The organism is Bacteroides sp. Phil13 (genome assembly GCF_001940965.1).
In the GTDB taxonomy this organism is placed as follows: Bacteria; Bacteroidota; Bacteroidia; order Bacteroidales; family Bacteroidaceae; genus Bacteroides; species Bacteroides intestinalis.
In genome coordinates this window covers 128,500-143,428 of the sequence record NZ_MSHA01000032.1, presented here as the reverse complement: position 1 = coordinate 143,428, position 14,929 = coordinate 128,500, and the positions used below count along the sequence as shown (strand labels likewise).

Sequence of the window (14,929 nt, the reverse complement as noted above, 5' to 3'; positions counted from 1 at the left end):
ATTTTAATACTATATAGACTATGAAAATAAAAGATAGAATCAATAAGATGGTGCAGGTGGTCCTAGCAGCTTGCTGTTTGGCGTCCTGTGATTATTTGAATGTCATTCCGCCGGCACAACCGGACTTTGAGGACACCATGAAAGATGAGAATGCCACCTTGGGCTTCTTGTATAGTTGCTATTATGGGATTACATATTCCAATCCTATTCCTTATTATTCTTTTGAGGTCTCTGCTGATGAAACAGCCCAGCCTCCGTTGTTTTCGACCTATCCCCAGCAAATGGCTTGGGGAACTCTTTCGCCTTCCTATTCGGCCGTATGGGGTAGCGATGACTACAACATCTGGATCCCCAGTTACAACCACATCGGCTATATACATTATTTCTTGAGCTTGATAGACGATCTTCAGCCGACAGGCGTAACGCAGGAAGACAAGGAGGAATACAAGGCGGAATGCTATTTCCTGGAGGCTTACTATCATTTCCGGGTGTTACAGGCTTTCGGTCCTTGTCCGATTATCCCGGCCAGAGTAGACCCCAATATTACCGCTTCGGATATTCCCGGACGCTCGCATTTCGACTATTGTGTAGACTGGATTGTCGATAAACTAGACCGGGCGGCAGCGGTGTTGCCAGCCACACGTCCCAACAATGAATTGGGGCGCGCCACTTCCACCATCGCCAAAGCTTTAAAGGCGCGTGTGTTGCTCTGTGCCGCTTCTCCCTTGTGGAACGGGTCTTTCCCTTATTCTAATTGGAAAAACGAGAATTATGAAACGCCGGAATATGGTAATGAATTGGTCAACCACACGTATGATGGGAGTAAGTGGACACGTGCCTTGACGGCATGCCAAGAAGCGTTGGCGGCTGCGGAAGAGGCGGGCTATCGGTTGTTCGACATTGAGACCGCCAACAGAAAGGCGGAACGCGACGACGTGCCTCTGCCTTTTGTTCCGGGCAAGGAAGAAGATACGCCGGAAAACCTGCTGTTTAAAGAGCGAGTACGCATGTTCCAGTATATGGTGACTGCCAACGAAGGCGATAACAACAAGGAACTGATATGGGCGCAACGCATTTCCCTCTTTTCCAATAACGGCGGTGAGGGAGTAGAGAGCCGTTTACCTAACAAGGTAGTGAAGCAGAGTAACGGTATTTATGCCGGAGGCTGGGCAGCCATTGCACCCACCTTGTATTCGGCACAGCATTTTTATACAGAGAACGGAAAACTTCCCGCTTACGATCCAGACTTCTACCCGAAAGATCACTGGTACACCCGTTTCTATGAAGGTACCGAGAGTCCGGCATTAGCAACGGACCGGTTAGACAGCGAGGACGTGAAGAATGATATCATCAAAATGCATGCTCGCCGGGAAGCCCGTTTTTATGCGTGGATTGTATTTGATGGCAGCCAGTACACGACCAAAATCAATGACGGTCATCCGTTGTGGATTAACTTCAAGAACAAGGATACGAACGGCTACAATACCGGTAGTCCGCGAAACTGTGTCGGAACTGGTTATTTGTCGAAAAAGTTCATAGATCCGAATATAATTTATGGCGCGAACGGGAGCAGGATGCATACCGCACCTCGCGTTCCTTTTATCCGTATGGCGGAACTGTATCTGAATTTGGCAGAGTGTCATGCTGCATTGGGCAATACGACAGAGGCATTGATCAATCTGAATGTCATCCGTCAGCGTGCTGGAGTTCAAAATCTAACTGAAGGCGACTTGACAGGCGAAATGAACTTGATGGACTGGGTACGCAACGAGCGTTTCGTCGAACTGTTTGAAGAGGGACACCGCTACTATGACTTGCGTCGTTGGACCTTGGCTCCCGAGATGCTGAAGGCGGGTGTCCGTCACGGATTGAACGGTTTCCTTGTAAACGCAAGTTTTGAAGAGTTCAATGTGCCGACCCTTATCAACCAGCCTTTCAAGTGGGACGACAGGCTATATCTACTTCCTGTTCCGACCCGAGATGGTTTGGATGAATTGTACAGCAATTCGCAATTGGTTCAAGCACCCGGTTATTAAGTAGGAAAGTGAGTACATACTAAGATGGGAATATAACTGCGTCCCATTAAAGACACAGTGTAATCCGATAAATTATCATTTATATGAAAACATTCAATCAAATAGCAGCACTTTGTACGATGGTCGCCTTTTGTTCATGTGAGGCGAAGACACAAGATGTGGTTTCCCCCAACGGAGATTTGAAAGTGACAGTAGCCTGTACACCTACGGACGCTTATGGCGAAGCCACTTTCTCCATAGACTACAAAGGAAAGCCGGTGCTTGTCCAATCTCGCTTGGGTATGGAGACAGAAGCGCAGGAACTGGCGGGAAACTTGAAACTGAAATCGGTCTCCGAGGCCAAACCTGTGGTGGATGATTACCAGATGCAGACTGGAAAGCGCAGCCATTGCGTGAACGAGGCCTCCGAACGTGTCTACACCTTTGAGAACGAAGCTGGACAAACTTTGGACGTCACCCTCCGTGCCTACAACGACGGTGTGGCTTTCAAATACGGTCTTCAAATGAGAACGGATAAGGAGCGCATCACCCGCGAACATACCACTTACACTTTGCCCCAAGGTACCAAGCGGTGGATACAGGAGTATGACATGGGGTATGAACGTTTCTTCCCTTTGTCTACAGACGGGACACTGACTGGGCATCCGGAAGTAAATGTGTGGGGCTATCCGGCATTGGCTGAGTTGCAAGACTCTGTGTTCATGTTGGTGACCGAGGCAAATATCCGCTTCGGGCATTGCGGTTCCTTATTATATAATGGTGAAAACCGTAACTGCTACCAGGTTCGTCTGTCCGATGACAAGATGACGGGCGAAGGCACTTGGGAGTCGCCTTGGCGAGTACTCATCCTCGGCAGCCTGGCTGATGTAGTGGAGAGCACGCTGGTAACGGATGTGTCCGACCCTTCGAAGGTGGAAGATACGAGTTGGATAAAGCCTGGCTTGGTGTCGTGGATCTACTGGGCCCACAACCATGGCAGTAAAGACTTCCGTTTGTTGAAGGAATACGTTGACTTAGCCATCCGCATGAAGTGGCCCTACAACTTGATAGATTGGGAGTGGAACGAAATGGGCAATGGCGGAAAGATGGAAGATGTGGTGAAGTATGCAACGGAACGTGGCGTCAAGTCCTTGGTATGGTACAACTCGAGCACGGCATGGCTGGGTCCCGGTCCGCTATACAGGCTGAACAAGAAGGAAGAACGCCGGAAGGAATACCAGTGGCTGAGCGACCTGGGTGTAGCAGGCATGAAGATAGACTTCTTCAACGGTGACAATGTGGCAACCATGAACTACTGCATCGACTTGCTGGAAGATGCGGCCGACTATCACCTGATGGTAAACTTCCACGGAGCAACCATTCCTCGTGGGTGGCAACGCACCTATCCGCACATGATGTCCGTAGAAGGAGTATACGGCGCGGAGTGGTATAACAACAATGCAACACTGACCGACCAGGCTGCCGCACACAATGCTACGCTGCCTTTTACCCGCAATGTCGTTGGTTCGATGGACTATACGCCTGGCACCTTCTCCGACTCACAATATCCGCACATTACATCGCACGCTCACGAACTGGCTTTGCCCATACTTTTTGAATCTGCCTTGCAGCACATGCCTGACCGTCCAGCTACCTACGACCAATTGCCGGAAGCTGTAAAGCAACTTTTGTCCACATTGCCCACTGCTTGGGATGATACCAAATTGTTGACCGGCTATCCGGGTGTAGAGGTGGTTATAGCGCGTCGCAAAGGTGATGTTTGGTACATTGCAGGTATCAACGGTACGGATGAGCCTCGTACGCTCCGTAGCTCTTTGGATGTGCTCTCTATCGACGGTCGTCAAATGACGTTGTTCAAGGACGGTGCTGACAACCGTAGCTTCAGCATCGAAAAGGATGTGCCTACGGGTGATTCCCTAACAGTGGATTGCCTGCCGCGCGGTGGCTTTGTAGGAGTGATAAAATAAACCGATAAATTATCATTTAAAATCAGTTCAGATGATTATGAAGTTGAAATATTTATTATTGGCAGGCTGCTTAATGGGATTGGCTGCTTGTAGTGATTTAGAATATGATTTGGACAATATTGTTCCGGAACAGTATCATAAAATATTGTATGTGAAAGGCAACGGTAAACAATCTTTAACTTTGCATAATACAGGGGAAGACCAACAATATGTTTTCTCCATAGTTAAGTCCGGTAGTGATCCCAGTCTGACGGCTCATGTCTCTATAGGCGTAATGGAGCAAAATCAAATTGATGAAGAGTATAGTATACCCGAGGGAGTGAATTACTCGTTAATTGGCGAAGATTGCTATTCGTTGGAAACTACTGAGGTTGATTTTACTTCTTCCGATCGCTATAAACTGGTCAATGTATTTTTCAAGACTCAACAAGTGAAGGATGTATTGGAAAATAATCCGGACAAAGTATGGGTATTGCCTTTGCAAATAACCAGTGCAACAGACTCTGTCAATGCAGAAAAGAATAAGGTATTTATCGAATTGGAAGCAGTCTTAGCACCGATGGTCGGTTTTGTGATGAAAACACCTGTCGAAGTGATACAGATGGAATACAATTCTCTGGCCACATTTACTGAAGAACTCCCTTTCGGGCTTAATGTAGACAATTATTGGGATTTGGAGTGTTCTTTTGCTGTAGATAAAGCGTATGTGGACCAATACAATCATTCCAACAACACTCTGTTCAGCTTATTACCCGATGAAAGTTATACTCTGCCGCAAACAATGTCTTTGCCCAATGGTGTTACCACGACTGATTTGGAAGTTGAAATAGTAGGGAGCGCCTTGACACCGGGTGACTACATGCTTCCGATTGCGATTACAGGCATTTCCATGTTTGAAATTAACACCGTTAGTTCCGTTTATCCCTTGATGTATCGTATCATGGGTAAACAGTTGGACCGTACAGGCTGGACAGTCGAAGCTACTTCTGAAGAAACAACTGGCGAAGGTGCGGGAAATGGAGTTGCCGGATGTATATTGGATAATAATCCGTCTACTTTTTGGCATTCCAGTTGGCAAGTCATGGAGTATCCTCCGTTTGAGATTATTATTGATATGCAGACGGAACATACGGTCAGCCAGATTGCGATGGCTCAGCGCTGCAATGGATATACGGATACAGCAACGGGGCGCTTCTCTATCAGCTCCGACAAAGAAAGCTGGATGGAGATTGGCCAATTCTCCATGGAGAATGCCCTCGAAGAAACCCAGACTTTTGGTGTGAACACAGCGAAAGGGCGTTACCTGAAGATACGGATAGAAACCAGCTATAGAGATGGGTATGCTTCATTGTCCGAAGTATATGTTTATGGTATGGAATAAATGAAGAATAGAACTGCGTTGCACAATGGTATATTTTTATTAGTAATGACTATATTTATTAAAAAAAAATTCACATGAAAAGATTTATTTATTTATTTTCTGCGCTACTTTGCTTTTGGATAGAAGGCTGGTCGCAGGCTGTACGTTCTTTTCAGAAAGAGAAGAGCCGGATCGTATTTGAAATGGCCAATGGGGAATTGCAACTCTATCCATTGTCGTCCAATACGATAAGAGTGAAGTTTGTAAAGCAACCTTTGGAAATGAAGATACCGGAATGGATTTATATCAACAATGAAACGGAAGATGCTTTTACTGTAAAGGATGGTAAAAAGGCGGTATCCGTGAAATTAGCAGGTATTACAGCCCAAGTTGATAAGGCGACAGGACTGATTACGTTTTTATCTCCGGACGGGAATCCTGTTTTGCAAGAAGCCGGCCGTCAACTTACTCCGTCTTCTATTCAAGGTATAGACACCTATTGTGCAACACAAAAGTTCTATTCACCGGAAGATGAACATCTTTTCGGATTGGGACAGTTTCAAGACGGATGGTTAGACGTGCGCGGACTTACACGTCGGCTAACCCAGGTGAATACGCAGATAGCCATCCCTATGTATGTGTCGAATAAAAAGTATGGTGTATTGTGGAACAATTATGGACTGACCGATTTCAATCCTGCGGAGGAGGTGGTTGAACTATTACCCTTCCGGAAAGAGAGCGAGGCGAAGGAAGTGGATGTTACCTCAACGGAAGGAGGTAAAAAAGAGATGCGTGAGAATTATATTTTCACTTCCGATCTGATGATACCTGCGAAAGGGCGTTATTCGATTTTGTTAGATGTGGGGCAGACAATGGCTCGGAAATATCACTTACGCATAGGGAACAAGACCATCTTTGATATGGAGAACACGTGGTTGCCGCCTACCACTTCTACTATTGTGGAACTAGAAGCTGGAAGCTATAACGTAGTAGCAGAGCTGGAGAAGAATGACAAACCGAAAGTGTTTTTCAAGAAGGTGGATAACGAAACCGTGCTTCGCTCTCCGGTTGCGGAATGTGTGGACTATACCGTATTTTGCGGTGGGGCCGATGATGTGATTACTTCCTATCGGCAACTAACGGGACGTGTCCCCATGTTTCCAGATTGGGCATTGGGGTATATTCATTGCCGCGAACGCTTCCACAATCAACAAGAATTGTTGGAGACGGCTGCCCAGTTCCGTAAAGATAGACTGCCGATGGATATAATTGTGCAGGATTGGCAATATTGGGGACGTTACGGATGGAACGCCATGAAGTTTGATGAAAAGGATTATCCGAATCCCACGGAGATGGTGAACAAACTGCACGAGCAGGACATGAGATTGATGGTTTCCGTATGGTCCAAAGTAGATCCCACTTCCGAAGTAGGAAAAGCGATGGCACAACAAGGGTATTTTATTCCTGGAACGTCATGGGTGGATTTTTTCAACCCCAAAGCAGCATCTTTTTATTGGAAAAACTTCAGTCGGGGACTTTTAAAACATGGTATAGACGCTTGGTGGCAGGATGCAACCGAACCGGAGAACGATGATTTGTTGGGACGAAAAGTGGCCGATGGAAAGATACCCGGAGAAGTATTCAGGAATTCCTACCCGATATTAGTCAATAAGACGGTTTACGAAGGTTTACGCCGGGATGCTCCGGAGAAACGTTCCATGATTCTTACCCGCAGCGGCTTCCCCGGCATGCAACGTTATGCCACTGCCACTTGGTCAGGTGATGTCGGATCTGACTGGAACACCTTGCGCCGGCAGATTGTAAGCGGATTGAGTATGTCTGTTTCCGGACTGCCTTGGTGGACTTATGATGCAGGAGGCTTCTTTCGGCCATACGACCAATATACAAATCAGGCTTACAAAGAATGTATGATGCGTTGGGTACAGACAAGTGTCTTTTTGCCTTTGATGCGTGTACATGGCTATGGATCGAACACCGAGTTCTGGAATTATGGTGCGGAAGTAACGGCTCTTGCCCGTCAGACACTTGCTACGCGCTATCGCCTGGCTCCTTATCTATATTCGGAAAATGCGAATATCAGTTTCAACAATGGTACATTCCTACGTCCTTTGGTGATGGACTTTGCGAACGATACCACGGCCATCTTGCAAAAATACCAATACATGTTTGGCCCCTCCTTACTGGTAGCTCCTATCGTTGAAGAAGGCGCGAAGGAATGGAATGTTTATTTTCCTGCGACCAAAGGAGGATGGTACGACTTCTGGAATGACAAGTATGTAGCTGATAAAGGCTGGCGAAACGTTTCCGCATCCAAGAGTCATATTCCAGTGTACGTCAAGGCCGGTTCCATTCTGCCATTGGCTGACGGGACCCCTCAAACGATGAATGAAGCCTATAAAGAGGATTGGATCATAAAAGTATTTGCCGGAGCAAATGGCTCTTATATGTTGTATGAAGATGAAGGGACCAACTACAATTACGAAAAAGGACAGTTCTCAAACATCCATATGGATTGGAATGATAAAAAGAAGAAACTGACTGTCGGAGAACGGAAAGGCTCATTCCAGGGGATGATTGAAAAACGTCCTATCCGAGTATTGCTTATTTCCGAAAATGGCATAGAGGAACAAAAACTTAGCTATGAAGGTGAAAAGATTGTAATCAGGTTTTGAAATAAAAAAATAATCGATGCCAAGAAAACCAAACAAGAATTTGTATCATAACAACTTTGAAATATGACAAAGAAGGTAATTTTTTGTATATGTATGGCTTGGATAGGGCTTTCCGCATTTGCCGACGATTTGAGGCTTTGGTACAGCCGACCTGCCAGCAATTGGACGGAAGCCCTTCCGGTCGGCAATTCCCGTTTAGGGGCCATGATCTATGGTGGGACAGGGCATGAGGAACTCCAATTGAATGAGGAAACTTTCTGGGCCGGCTCGCCTTACGATAACAATAATCCGAACGCACGGTATGTCCTTCCGGTCATCCGTCAATTAATTTTCGAAGGAAAGAACCGCGAAGCACAAAGTCTGGTGGATGCTAATTTCTTTTCCGGAAAGCATGGAATGAGTTACTTGCCTATAGGAAGCCTCTTCTTGGATTTCGAGGGACATGAACAGGCCACGGACTTCTATCGCGACTTGGATTTATCCAATGCCACGGCCACCATACGCTACAAGGTCAATGGGGTGGATTATGTCCGTACCGTTTTCGCTTCCTTTGCCGACAGTGTGATTATTGTGCGCATGCAGGCTGGGAAGGGCGGCGAACTGAAATTTCGGGTCAGCTACGATGCCCCGTTGGAGTACAGCGTAAAGGTGGAGAACAGTATGCTCTCCACCCTCTGTCGAGGGATAAGCCTGGAGGGCGTGCAGAGTGCGCTTCGGGCCGAATGCCGAATAAAGGTGCTTACGGATGGCACGGTGGCGGAGTCTGTCGATGCTTTGGAGGTCTCCGGGGCGCAGGAAGCCACACTCTACATCGCTGCAGCCACGAACTTCGTGAACTATCACGATGTGAGCGGCGATGCGGCAGCCCGGGCGGAGCGTTGCTTGGGACAGGCCATGCAGGTGTCTTATGAGGAAGCGTTGGATCGTCATGTAGCTCGTTACAAAGAACTGTTCGATCGTGTGCAGTTGACTTTGGGAGATGGGATCGACAAAGCTTCACGACACGAGACAGACGTGCGTATCAGGAATTTCAACCGAGGGACGGACGTGTCTTTACCCGCCCTGTTGTTCCAGTACGGACGTTATCTCCTAATTTCCTCTTCCCAACCGGGCGGGCAACCAGCCAATCTGCAAGGTATCTGGAATAACAGCGTGTACGCCCCTTGGGATAGCAAATACACCATCAACATCAATACGGAGATGAACTACTGGCCGGCGGAGGTCGCCAATCTGGCTGAGATGCACGAGCCTTTATTTTCCATGCTCGACGATTTGTCCCGGACAGGGGCGACGACGGCCCGCAATATGTATGGGTGTCGCGGATGGGTGACCCATCATAACACCGACCTGTGGCGAATTGCCGGACCGGTGGATTATGCGGCTCCGGGCACGTGGCCCACCGGTGGCGCCTGGCTGGCCCAGCACTTGTGGCAGCGTTACTTGTTCTCTGGCAATAAGGAGTTCCTTCAACGCTACTATCCGGTACTGAAAGGTACGGCACAGTTTTTCCTAGACTTTCTTATAGAGCATCCGCAATACCACTGGTGGGTCGTCGCTCCGTCGGTTTCCCCCGAGCACGGTCCCATAACAGGCGGATGCACGATGGACAACCAAATCGTGTTCGATGCGTTGTGCAACACGCTGCAAGCCGCTCGTGTGGTGGGCGACAGGCAGACGTTCCAAGATTCTTTGCGGCAGATAATAGACCGCTTGCCACCCATGCAGATAGGCCGGTACGGTCAATTGCAGGAATGGTTGCAAGACATGGACGATCCGCGCGACGAGCACCGTCATATCTCGCACCTCTACGGCTTGTATCCCAGCAACCAGATTTCGCCATTCCGTCAACCGGAACTTTTCCAGGCCGCACATACCACGTTGGAACAGCGCGGCGACAAGGCAACGGGGTGGAGCATCGGCTGGAAAATCAACTTTTGGGCGCGCATGCTCGATGGAGACCATGCCTACCGCCTGATTTGCAACATGCTCCAGCTCTTACCGAGTGATGCTGAGGCTGAGAAATATCCGGAAGGTCGCACATATCCCAATATGTTCGATGCCCATCCACCTTTCCAAATCGACGGCAATTTCGGGGCAACGGCGGGCATTGCGGAAATGCTTCTGCAAAGCCACGATGCTGCGGTACATCTCTTGCCTGCATTGCCGGAAGCTTGGGCAGAAGGTCGCGTAGCGGGGCTTCGTGCACGTGGCGGATTTGAGGTCGACATGAAATGGACGGGCGGTACGCTGAAGGAAGCCACCGTGCGTTCCACGATAGGCGGTACGCTACGTATTCGTTCGTACGTGCCGTTGAAGGGTAATGGCTTGCGCAAAGCCACAGGTGATTGTCCGAATGCCTTGTTTGCCCCGGCGGAAGTGAAAGCACCGCTTTACTCTCAGGAATTGAAGGAGAAACCGCAGGCCGACGTTCCCACAGTGTATGAATATGATGTGGATACTCGTCCGGGGAAAGTGTATAAGCTGAAAGCCATATAATAGAGTTTATACAGAATAAAGAGTAGGGTCTTTGATTGTCGATGCCCTAGAATCTTTATGAGGGTGAAACTCAGGCTTCTCAACAGCGATCTGCCACTTTAGGAGTTGGAGAATCCCGCACTATCCCGTCTACAGATTCCGCTGGAAAACGCCCGGTTGTGGAGTCTGAAGATTCTGACTGGAAAATTTACGTTCCATTAGCTGCCACACACGACATTGTGGGCTACAACTACCAGATACACAAATCTTATCCGCGCGATGTTTTCATCAACTAGACACGGGTCGTTGACAATTCTTACATCATCGGTGACTTGTATGGACAGGAATAGACTACCCTTGGCGGTGGTGAAGAGCGGAAAAGAAACCGGTGAGTTGACACTAACCGTCAAAGCCAAAGGACTAAAAACAGAGAGAATTAAATTAATGGTTAATGATTATAGGTAAAAAGATTAAAGATGACGAAGAATAAGTGTAGATGCGTGTACCGATGGTGTGCTGCCTTGATGTTGTGGTGTGGCTGGGCGTTGTGTTACGGTGCGGCCACAGACGGAGGACGTGAAGTGGTGAATCTGAACCGCAAGTGGGCTTATCAACGGGGCGATTTCCCGGGTGCAGAACAAACTGGATATGACGATTCCGGATGGGAACATATTGGGTTGCCCCATTCTTTCAGCATTCCTTACTTCATGTCGAAAGACTTCTATACGGGGTATGGCTGGTACCGGAAAACACTGGAACTGTCGAAGAAAGATTTGAAGAAAGACTTGTTTCTAGAGTTCGACGGCGTGTTCCAAGAAGCAGAGGTCTATGTTAACGGCGAGTTGGCGGGCACCCATCGCGGGGGATATACCGGATTCAATGTCCGCATCACGCCCTATGCAAGGCGGGGACAGAACCAAATTGCCATACGGGTAAACAACCTGTGGCAGCCCGATCTGGCGCCACGCGGAGGCGAGCATGTCTTTAGTGGCGGCATTTACCGGAATGTTCGTTTGGTAAAGAAACATCCGGTACACATTGATTGGTACGGTACATTTGTCACCACTCCTACACTGGAGGCGAACGCCGGACGTTCGTCCACAGTGCATGTGCGGACAGAAGTAAGGAACAACGCAGAGGAAACTGGGGAATATCGATTGAAAATACAAGTGATAGACGATAACGGGCACACCGTGGCCGCATGCGACACGATGCAGCGGGTGGAGGCCGGGCAAACTGTGAATTTTGAGCAGACAACAGAAACAATTCCGGGCGTAGCCCTATGGCATCCATCGCATCCCCACTTGTATGTGTTGGTGAGCGAGCTTTACAGTGGAAATAAATTGGTAGACCGTGAAGAGACACCTTTTGGCTTCCGCTGGTTTCGGTGGACAGCGGGCGGTGGTTTTTTCCTGAACGGTGAGCATTTCTTTTTCCACGGTGCCAACGTACATCAAGACCAGGCTGGATGGGGAGACGCTGTCACAGAAGAAGCTACGCGGCGCGACGTGAGGATGATAAAAGAAGCAGGCTTCGACATGATCCGCGGCAGTCATTATCCTCATTCTCCGGCTTTTTCTGAAGCTTGTGACCGCGAGGGGCTATTGTTTTGGTCGGAATGTCCGTTTTGGGCTACCGCCGGGCCGAAGGTAGACGGGAGCTGGACGGCCAGCGCTTATCCAGTGAAAGAAAGTGACATAGAGGGTTTTGAACGCAGTGTTCTTCAACAATTGGAAGAGATGATCCGCATTCACCACAACCATCCGTCGGTTTTCGTGTGGAGCATGTCCAACGAACCGTTCTTCACGGTGGAGTCGACCATTCCGAGCGTGAAGCGACTGCTGGAGAAATTGGTGAACAGAGCGCACGAACTGGATCCGACGCGGCCAGCAGCCGTGGGCGGTGCGCAACGTCCCTTGGGGGCAGACCGTATAGACCGTATAGGAGATGTGGCCGGCTATAACGGTGACGGGGCAAACATTGCCGATTTCCAATCACCAGGCCATCCCAGTGTGGTAACGGAATATGGGAGCACTTTTGCCGATCGTCCAGGAGAATATATCCCAGGCTGGGGTGATTTAGCACGCGACGAAGGGTGGAAAGGCCGTACGTGGCGTGGTGGACAGGTGATATGGTGCGGCTTTGACCATGGAAGCATCTTTGGAGATTACATGGCCAAGTTGGGCATTGTAGATTATTTCCGTCTACCTAAACGTTCGTGGTATTGGTATCGGAACGAGTATACCCACCAGGCTCCACCGCAGTGGCCTGTGGAAGGCCAGCCGGCCCGGCTTCGTCTGACGGCCTCAAAGACTAAAGACATTCGGACGGATGGGACAGACGATGTACAATTGATTGTTACGGTACTGGACGCAGAAGGGCGAGAATTGAGTAATAGTCCGGACGTACGCCTGTCCGTGGTATCCGGTCCGGGTGAGTTCCCCACAGGGCGATCCATTACTTTTTCTGCGGACAGCGACATCCGTATCCAAGATGGTAAAGCAGCAATAGCCTTGCGAGCCTATTATGCCGGGCGTACGATAGTGGTGGTTTCTTCTGAGGGGCTGGAAAGCGCAAGGCTGGAGTTGGAATTCGTGGACGGCCCGCATTACCGAGAAGGACATTCGTGGCAGGTGGAGGAAAGACCGTATGTACGTTTCGTTTCGGAACAGGTACAGAAAGATATGCAGTGGTATGGACCGGACAGTCCCGTTTTTGCCAGTAGTTCAGCACCTGGATATTCGTCCGGTTTGGCGGCAGACGGTGAAATCTCTACTTATTGGTTACCGGCCGATGACGATGTGCGGCCCAGCCTAACTCTAGACGTAGAGCGCACGCTGATGCTTCGCATGGTGAAATCATCCTTTGCAGAGGGGTTTGCCGGGCGTTGTGTAGTGGAAGTTTCTGCCGATGGTAAACAATGGCAGGCGGTGGCTGACGCGGTATCGCGCTCGAAAGGCAAGTGGGATATACAGTTAGAAAAGCCCGTAAAGGCGCGTTTTGTCCGTTTCTCTTTCACACAAGGAGATACGTCCGTTCGCCCGGCTTTGGCCGAGGTGGAGGCTGGCGGCACAGTAGCAGAGTGATTAGATGGACTATGTTGTCAGCCTATCTACATCCGGAAAAATAGATACGGTTGATTTTAAGTGCATTTTACCGGGTTTCTCCCCTTATTTGCCCGATTTTCCCCCTTTTTCTTGAATGGACTGGGGTACTTTTGCATCAGCATCATCTTTCTGTTATCGGAGATAATAGGATAAGACAGCAAGTTTAGGATAAAACTTATTGTCTTTCCCAAGATTATTTATCATTGTGAATAAAAATCTTTAAAATAAGACTTATGCATAAAAGATATTTATTGTTTTATAGTGTATTGGCTTGCTTGTTTGTGATAAGTATCCAGTCCTGTCGTATGGAATCTCCAAAAACCATTGTGCCGGGCACAGTTTGGTACGATACAGATGGAAATCCCATTAATGCCCATGGTGGAGGTATCATGTACCATGATGGAGTCTACTATTGGTATGGAGAATACAAAGGCGATTCCACGTATTATCGGGATGACATCTGTGTAGGTTGGCGTGCCGAAGCAGGTGGCGTGTCCTGCTACTCGTCAACGGATTTGGAGAACTGGAAATTCGAAGGAGTTGTTTTGCTGTCTGAACCTGACGATGTTCATTCGGACTTGCATCCGTCACAAATCATCGAACGTCCAAAAGTCATTTACAATGACAAGACGAAGAAGTTTGTCATGTGGATGCATATCGATGACCCCAATTATGAGAAAGCCCATACTGGCATAGCCGTAAGTGACTCGCCTACGGGCTTGTTCACTTACTTGGGTTCCTTTAAACCCAATGGAGGAGACAGCCGTGACCAAACCATTTTTAAGGACGATGACGGACGTGCCTATCATATCTATTCGTCTGAATGGAACAAGACTCTGTATATCGGCTTGTTGAACAATGACTACACGCAACATACGGGCGTCTATACCCGTAATTTCATTGATCAATATCGGGAAGCACCGGCAGTCTTCAAGCATAAAGGAAAATATTATATCATCTCTTCCGGTTGTACAGGTTGGGATTCTAACACAGCCCAATGCGCAGTAGCGGATTCTATGTTAGGCGAATGGAAAGTGATAGGAAATCCTTGTATAGGAGAGGATGCGGAAAAGACCTATTATGCACAAAGTACATACGTGTTGCCTATAGGAGGAAAAAAGGGACTGATTATCGCAATGTTCGATCGTTGGAATAAGACGGATTTGGACGATTCTCGTTATGTATGGCTTCCACTTACTTTTCGTGATGGGAAACCTGTGATAGAGTGGAAAGACGAATGGGTTCTTGCTGAATAGAACAGAATGAAGAATTAATCTACTAATATTTTACT

The 14,929-nt window shown here is 48.3% G+C and carries 8 protein-coding genes; all 8 read left to right on the top strand.

Going from position 1 to position 14,929, the window contains the following annotated elements; translation table 11 throughout:
- Nucleotides 1-20: 20 nt before the first annotated feature.
- The 8 genes from BWI44_RS05255 to BWI44_RS05220 all read left to right on the top strand — a co-directional run bounded on the left by BWI44_RS05255 (nucleotide 21) and on the right by BWI44_RS05220 (nucleotide 14,894).
- On the top strand, nucleotides 21-2,036 hold the full coding sequence (locus BWI44_RS05255) for a RagB/SusD family nutrient uptake outer membrane protein (RefSeq protein ID WP_195209041.1): 2,016 nt from the start codon (nucleotides 21-23) through the stop codon (nucleotides 2,034-2,036).
- Nucleotides 2,037-2,119: 83 nt separating this feature from the next.
- A complete protein-coding gene (locus BWI44_RS05250) occupies nucleotides 2,120-4,003 on the top strand; it encodes a glycoside hydrolase family 97 protein (protein WP_195209040.1) in 1,884 nt (627 codons plus the stop codon).
- 31 nt (nucleotides 4,004-4,034) lie between these two features.
- Nucleotides 4,035-5,384, top strand: a complete 1,350-nt coding sequence (locus tag BWI44_RS05245) for a BT_3987 domain-containing protein (RefSeq protein WP_286812067.1) — start codon at nucleotides 4,035-4,037, stop codon at nucleotides 5,382-5,384.
- 74 nt (nucleotides 5,385-5,458) lie between these two features.
- Nucleotides 5,459-8,056 (top strand): glycoside hydrolase family 31 protein, encoded by a 2,598-nt coding sequence (locus BWI44_RS05240; protein WP_229036140.1) that lies wholly within the window; start codon nucleotides 5,459-5,461, stop codon nucleotides 8,054-8,056.
- A 93-nt stretch (nucleotides 8,057-8,149) separates the two neighbouring features.
- Nucleotides 8,150-10,552 carry a glycoside hydrolase family 95 protein gene (locus BWI44_RS05235; RefSeq protein WP_229036155.1) on the top strand — a complete coding sequence of 801 codons (2,403 nt, stop codon included), beginning with the start codon at nucleotides 8,150-8,152 and terminating at the stop codon, nucleotides 10,550-10,552.
- Between the two features lie 315 nt (nucleotides 10,553-10,867).
- Nucleotides 10,868-10,996, top strand: a complete 129-nt coding sequence (locus tag BWI44_RS05230; RefSeq protein WP_262893721.1) for a hypothetical protein — start codon at nucleotides 10,868-10,870, stop codon at nucleotides 10,994-10,996.
- 11 nt (nucleotides 10,997-11,007) lie between these two features.
- A complete protein-coding gene (locus tag BWI44_RS05225) occupies nucleotides 11,008-13,617 on the top strand; it encodes a glycoside hydrolase family 2 protein (RefSeq protein ID WP_229036139.1) in 2,610 nt (869 codons plus the stop codon).
- A 254-nt stretch (nucleotides 13,618-13,871) separates the two neighbouring features.
- Complete coding sequence (locus BWI44_RS05220; protein ID WP_195209038.1) at nucleotides 13,872-14,894, top strand: glycoside hydrolase family 43 protein; 1,023 nt, start codon at nucleotides 13,872-13,874, stop codon at nucleotides 14,892-14,894.
- The last annotated feature ends 35 nt before the right edge of the window (nucleotides 14,895-14,929 follow it).

Excerpts from the sequence above, each read along its gene's own strand:
- BWI44_RS05255 (WP_195209041.1), top strand. The coding sequence starts at position 21 with ATGAAAATAAAAGATAGAATCAATAAGATGGTGCAGGTGGTCCTAGCA.
- BWI44_RS05250 (WP_195209040.1), top strand. The coding sequence starts at position 2,120 with ATGAAAACATTCAATCAAATAGCAGCACTTTGTACGATGGTCGCCTTT.
- BWI44_RS05245 (WP_286812067.1), top strand. The coding sequence starts at position 4,035 with ATGATTATGAAGTTGAAATATTTATTATTGGCAGGCTGCTTAATGGGA.
- BWI44_RS05240 (WP_229036140.1), top strand. The coding sequence starts at position 5,459 with ATGAAAAGATTTATTTATTTATTTTCTGCGCTACTTTGCTTTTGGATA.
- BWI44_RS05235 (WP_229036155.1), top strand. The coding sequence starts at position 8,150 with ATGGCTTGGATAGGGCTTTCCGCATTTGCCGACGATTTGAGGCTTTGG.
- BWI44_RS05230 (WP_262893721.1), top strand. The coding sequence starts at position 10,868 with ATGGACAGGAATAGACTACCCTTGGCGGTGGTGAAGAGCGGAAAAGAA.
- BWI44_RS05225 (WP_229036139.1), top strand. The coding sequence starts at position 11,008 with ATGACGAAGAATAAGTGTAGATGCGTGTACCGATGGTGTGCTGCCTTG.
- BWI44_RS05220 (WP_195209038.1), top strand. The coding sequence starts at position 13,872 with ATGCATAAAAGATATTTATTGTTTTATAGTGTATTGGCTTGCTTGTTT.